The following is a 4,578-nucleotide window of genomic DNA, read 5'->3' as shown; positions in this document are numbered from 1 at the left end:
GCTGTGAGCCCGGTGCCGAGCTCGATCGTGGCGTCAGCGATCACCCCGAGGTCGGTCAGGCGCAGCTCGCGGATCACGAGCCGCCACCCCGCCAGCCGGAGACGGGCAGGTCGAACTTGCGCACAAGGCGATCGGTGAACGGAGCCGTGTGCAGGCGGGCCAGCCGGACCGGTTCAGCACCGCGCACGACCTCGATGTGCGAGCCCGGCGGTGCGTCGATGCGGCGGCGCCCGTCGCACCACACCTGGGCGCCGGAGTAGCTGCGTGCGAGCACCTCGACCGCCATGGTGGAGGTCGGCGCCACCACGAGTGGCCGCGCGAACAGCGCATGCGCGCTGATCGGGACCACGAGCATCGCCTCGACGTCGGGCCACACCACGGGCCCACCTGCCGAGAAGGCGTAGGCGGTCGAGCCGGTCGGCGTGGCCAGCACCACCCCGTCGCAGCCGAAGGAGGACAACCCGCGTCCGTCGATGCCGACAGCGACTTCGAGCATGCGCGACCGGTCGTCCTTCTCGACGCTCGCCTCGTTGATCGCCCAGCTGGACTGCACGGTGCCATCGGGGAACGTCACGGTGACGTCGAGGGTCATCCGCTCCTCGACCACGTAGTCCCGGGCAGCGGCACGCCGCGCGACGTCGACTGCCTCCTCCACCTCCGACTCGGCGAGGAAGCCGACGTGGCCGAGGTTCACCCCGACGAGCGGCGTCCGCCGACCACGTGTGACCTCGGCGGCGCGAAGAATCGTGCCGTCACCGCCGAGCACGATCGCCAGCTCCACCTCACCGCCGTCGATCTCCTCCTCGGTGACCGGCACGATGTCGTTCTCCCGCAGCTCGGCGCTGACGAGGTCGGCCGCCTCGCGCGCTTCCGGGCGTGTCGGGTGCACGAGCAGCAGGATCCTGCGCGTCATGAGGCGATCCCCTCGGCCGGGCCGTGCCGGACCGCGCGTCGCACCATCGTCTCGGGCTCGTCGACCCCGGACCCGTGGCGCAGGTGGACGAGGTACTCGACGTTGCCGCTCGGGCCCGGAAGGGGGCTGGCGATCGCGGCGCGGAGGCCGAGGCCGAGGGACCCGGCGTTCGCGACCACGCCCAGCACGGTCTCGACGTGCAACTCGGGGTCGCGCACCACACCGCCGGAGCCGAGCCGGTCCTTGCCCACCTCGAACTGCGGCTTGACCATCAGCAGCAGGTCCGCGTCCGGTGTGGTGACCGCAGCGAGCGCGGGCAGCCCGAGCCCGAGCGAGATGAACGACAGGTCGCCGACGACCAGCTCGACCGGAGGGTCGATCAGCGACGCGTCCAGTGTGCGTACGTTCGTGCGGTCCATCACGGTCACCCGCGGGTCGTTCTGGAGCTCCCAGACCAGTTGGCCATACCCGACGTCGACCGCGACCACGTGGGCAGCGCCGCGGCGCAGCAGCACATCGGTGAACCCGCCGGTGGACGCGCCGGCATCGAGGGCGCGGCGACCGCTGACCCGCGGCGCGCTGGTGCCGAGGCCGTCCAGCGCACCGGCAAGCTTGTGGCCACCGCGGCTCGCGTAGCCGGGCTCCTCCGGGTCGTCCTTGACGAGCACCGGCTGTGCCGTCTCGACCTGGGTCGCTGCCTTGCCGGCCACCACTCCGTTGACACTGACCCGACCTGTCGCGATCAGTTCACCGGCATGCTGACGCGACCGTGCCAGTCCGCGACGGACCAGCTCGGCGTCGAGGCGAACGCGACGGACCACTAGGGCAGCGCTCCCAACTCCAGGGTCGTCGCGCGAGGTGCCGGGTGCCGCGCAGCGGATTCACACGTGGTTGCCATGCCCTACGTCGCGTCCTCGAGGCGGCGCTGCAGCAACTCGTGCGCGCGCTCGAACGCGTCGGCGTGCGCGGCGAGCGGCATCGAGTCGTCAAGCTCCTCGACCGCTGCGAGGGCAGCGTCGACATCATCGGTGTGGACCTGCTCCTGCGACATGCCGTTCCTTCCTGGCGCGTGAGACTCACGCTATCGCGCCAGTGCCTCCACCAGGACGTGTGACGCGGATCTGGGGATGAACGTTCAGCAACGTCGGCGCGCCCGCCTCGTCGGCGGCCCGCCAGGCGGCCGCGCAGGCGGCCCGCAGTTCGTCGAGCTCGATCTCGGTGCCGTGAGTGAGCGGGACCTCGGTGCCGTTCCGCTCGAGGCACACTGCGCCCGCCGTGGCATCGAACCAGGCCCGTGCGGCTCGGCACCGCCACCGGTCGCCCTCACGCTCGACGGCGGGGTGCGGCTCGAGCAGTCCCCGGAGGTCGTGCGCCAGCTGGGTGGGACGCTGCTCGGGCACGCATGCGAGCAGCGCACCGCCGAGATCGACCCCGGTCAGCACGTGCATGCCCGGGTAGCCGGCGGCGCGTGCGCCCTCGAGGTCGGTGTCAAGGCGGTCCCCCACCACGATCGGACGTGAAGCGCCGGCACGTGAGGCCGCCTGCAGGAAGATCTCCGGCCGTGGCTTGCCCGTCGAGCGTGGGCGCCGCCCTGTGGCGTTCACCACCGCGGCGACCAACGATCCGTTCCCGAGTGCGCTGCCGCGTTCCATCGGGAGCGTGGCGTCGAGGTTGCTGGCGACGTGCTCCGCGCCTGCGCTGATCGCCAGCACGGCTTCGGTGAGCTGCGCCCATCCGACGTCAGGAGCGAACCCCTGCACCACGACGGCGGGTGCGTCGTCGGCCGACTCGACGGGTACCAGGCCTTCCGCCGTGAGCGCCTCTCGCAACCCCGCACCCCCGACCACCAGTACGCGGGTACCCGCCGGGTACTCGGAGGCGACGAGTCCGGCGGCGGCCTGTGCCGCGGTGGTCACGTCCGCGGCTGTCGTCGGGACACCAATCTCGGTCAGGTGCGCGGCGACGGTGCTCGGGGGCCGGTTCGCATTGTTGGTCACGTACATGACGCCCATGCCCGCTGCCCGCACGGCGGCGATCGAGTCCGGAGCGTGGTCGACCGCCGCAGCGCCGCGGTAGACCACGCCGTCGAGATCCAACAGTGCGACGTCGAAGAGCGAAGCGGGTGACTGGTCGAGCGGCTGCAGCCCGCTCACTGCACCTCCCCCAGGTCGTCGAGGCCGATCACGTCATCGTCGGCGTCCTCGCGAGCGTCGCCACCCTCAGCACCAGCCTCGGTGGCGGGCTCCTCGCGCGGTTCCGCACGTCCGAGCGCCACCAGGGCGTCGTGACGCGCATCCGCGACACGCTCGACGCTGTCGGCGCTCAGTCCCTTCGGGTCAACCCTCTCGATGACCGACAGCGCAGCGTCGAGCTCGCCGAGATCCGTACGCGCCCCGGCCTCCACGAGCGCCAGCTCGGCCAGATCGTCAGCTGACAGCGTCGACGGAGCCTCGGCGATGATCACCAGGGCGCGATCCGGGCGACCCAGACCGCGCTCGCAGTCCGCCTCGATGGCGCGGTGCGCATCGACGCCCGACAGCCGACGAACCGTCCGTACCTCGCGCAGGGCCTCGGCATACCTGCCGGCGGCGTACGCGGTCAGGGCCGCTGCCTCGCGGACCACATCCACACGACCGGCGCGGCGCACTGCGGCCTGTGCATGTTCATAAGCGAGATCAGGGTCGTCATCGATCAACCGCCCTGCCATCACCAGATGCTGACCGACACGCTCGGCATTCGCCTTCGAGAGCGTCCGCAGCCGCGCACGTGCCTGCCTGTCGAGCTGCTGCCAGTCGACGTCCTCGGGAATCTCCGGCTCTTGCGGACGGTCAGGGCGCGGCGGCCGTGCGTCGAGTCCTCGTGCTACGCGGGACTCACGGTCCACACGTGGTCCTCCGCGCCGATCGCCACGTGTGTCCGGACGTCCCTGACCCCCCGCACGACCGCCCGTGTCGGACGAACTGCGACGTGGACCGCCAGTACGTGGGGCCGTTCCGCGCCCACGCCGAGCATCTCCCGAGCGATCGCTGCGCTGTGACGGCCCAGAGCCGCCAGACGCAGGTGCCCGAGAGCCACGCTCGGGCCGGCCGCCACCGTCGCGTCGCGGCACACGTCCAGAACGCGGCGGATCACCCGCACGCGCAGCATCGTCACGCCGGTCTTCACGGCCGACGTCGGCACGATCCTGACGCGCGCCGGTGGGTGGAGCTTCCTGACGCTCGGCCTGGTCTTCTGATTCGGACGGCACGTGGACTCCTCGATGATCGGCGGCGCTCGTTCGCACCAGCGAACAGCCTACAGAAACAACAAAGGCCGCCCCCGAAGGGGCGGCCTTTGTCGAAAGGATGTCCGGCGGTGACCTACTCTCCCACGCAGTCTCCCACGCAGTACCATCGGCGCAGAGGGGCTTAGCTTCCGGGTTCGGAATGGATCCGGGCGTTTCCCCCTCGCTATGACCGCCGTAACTCTATGGAGATGTCGTCGCCTGCCTTGGATCAAGGCAGTCCGACCGTATCTCGGGAACCGCACAGTGGACGCGTAGCATACAAAGAGATGTGTATGTGGTAAGTCATCGGCATATTAGTACCGGTCAGCTTCATGGGTCTTACGTCCCCACTTCCACATCCGGCCTATCAACCCAGTGGTCTACTGGGAGCCTCTCGGGG

At 70.6% G+C, this 4,578-nt stretch carries 5 protein-coding genes and 2 rRNA genes; all 7 read right to left on the bottom strand.

The genetic code is table 11. The annotated features are described in order from the left end of the window. Positions 1-73 precede the first annotated feature (73 nt). Positions 74-913, bottom strand: a complete 840-nt coding sequence (locus ACOJSN_RS07580; RefSeq protein ID WP_420111895.1) for an NAD kinase — start codon at positions 911-913, stop codon at positions 74-76. Further along, positions 910-1,734, bottom strand: coding sequence for a TlyA family RNA methyltransferase (locus ACOJSN_RS07575; RefSeq protein WP_420111894.1), 825 nt, complete (start codon positions 1,732-1,734; stop codon positions 910-912). Before ACOJSN_RS07575 ends, ACOJSN_RS07580 begins: the two co-directional genes overlap by 4 nt. A gap of 80 nt (positions 1,735-1,814) precedes the next feature. Then, entirely contained in the window at positions 1,815-1,964 is a 150-nt protein-coding gene (locus ACOJSN_RS07570) for a hypothetical protein (RefSeq protein ID WP_420111893.1), read from the bottom strand. Positions 1,965-1,989: 25 nt separating this feature from the next. Next, on the bottom strand, positions 1,990-3,066 hold the full coding sequence (locus ACOJSN_RS07565) for an HAD-IIA family hydrolase (RefSeq protein ID WP_420111892.1): 1,077 nt from the start codon (positions 3,064-3,066) through the stop codon (positions 1,990-1,992). Continuing rightward, a complete protein-coding gene (locus tag ACOJSN_RS07560; protein WP_420111891.1) occupies positions 3,063-3,797 on the bottom strand; it encodes a hypothetical protein in 735 nt (244 codons plus the stop codon). The genes ACOJSN_RS07565 and ACOJSN_RS07560 overlap by 4 nt, the downstream gene beginning before the upstream one ends. 462 nt (positions 3,798-4,259) lie before the next feature. Beyond that, positions 4,260-4,376: ribosomal RNA gene (rrf, locus tag ACOJSN_RS07555) — 5S ribosomal RNA — on the bottom strand. Positions 4,377-4,472: 96 nt separating this feature from the next. Then, a 23S ribosomal RNA gene (locus ACOJSN_RS07550) occupies positions 4,473-4,578 on the bottom strand; the annotation flags it as partial.

The organism is Pseudactinotalea sp. (assembly GCF_048594945.1).
Taxonomy (GTDB): Bacteria; Actinomycetota; Actinomycetes; order Actinomycetales; family Beutenbergiaceae; genus Pseudactinotalea.
The sequence above is the reverse complement of the archived record's forward strand: the minus strand, read 5'-3'. Positions and strand labels throughout refer to the sequence as shown.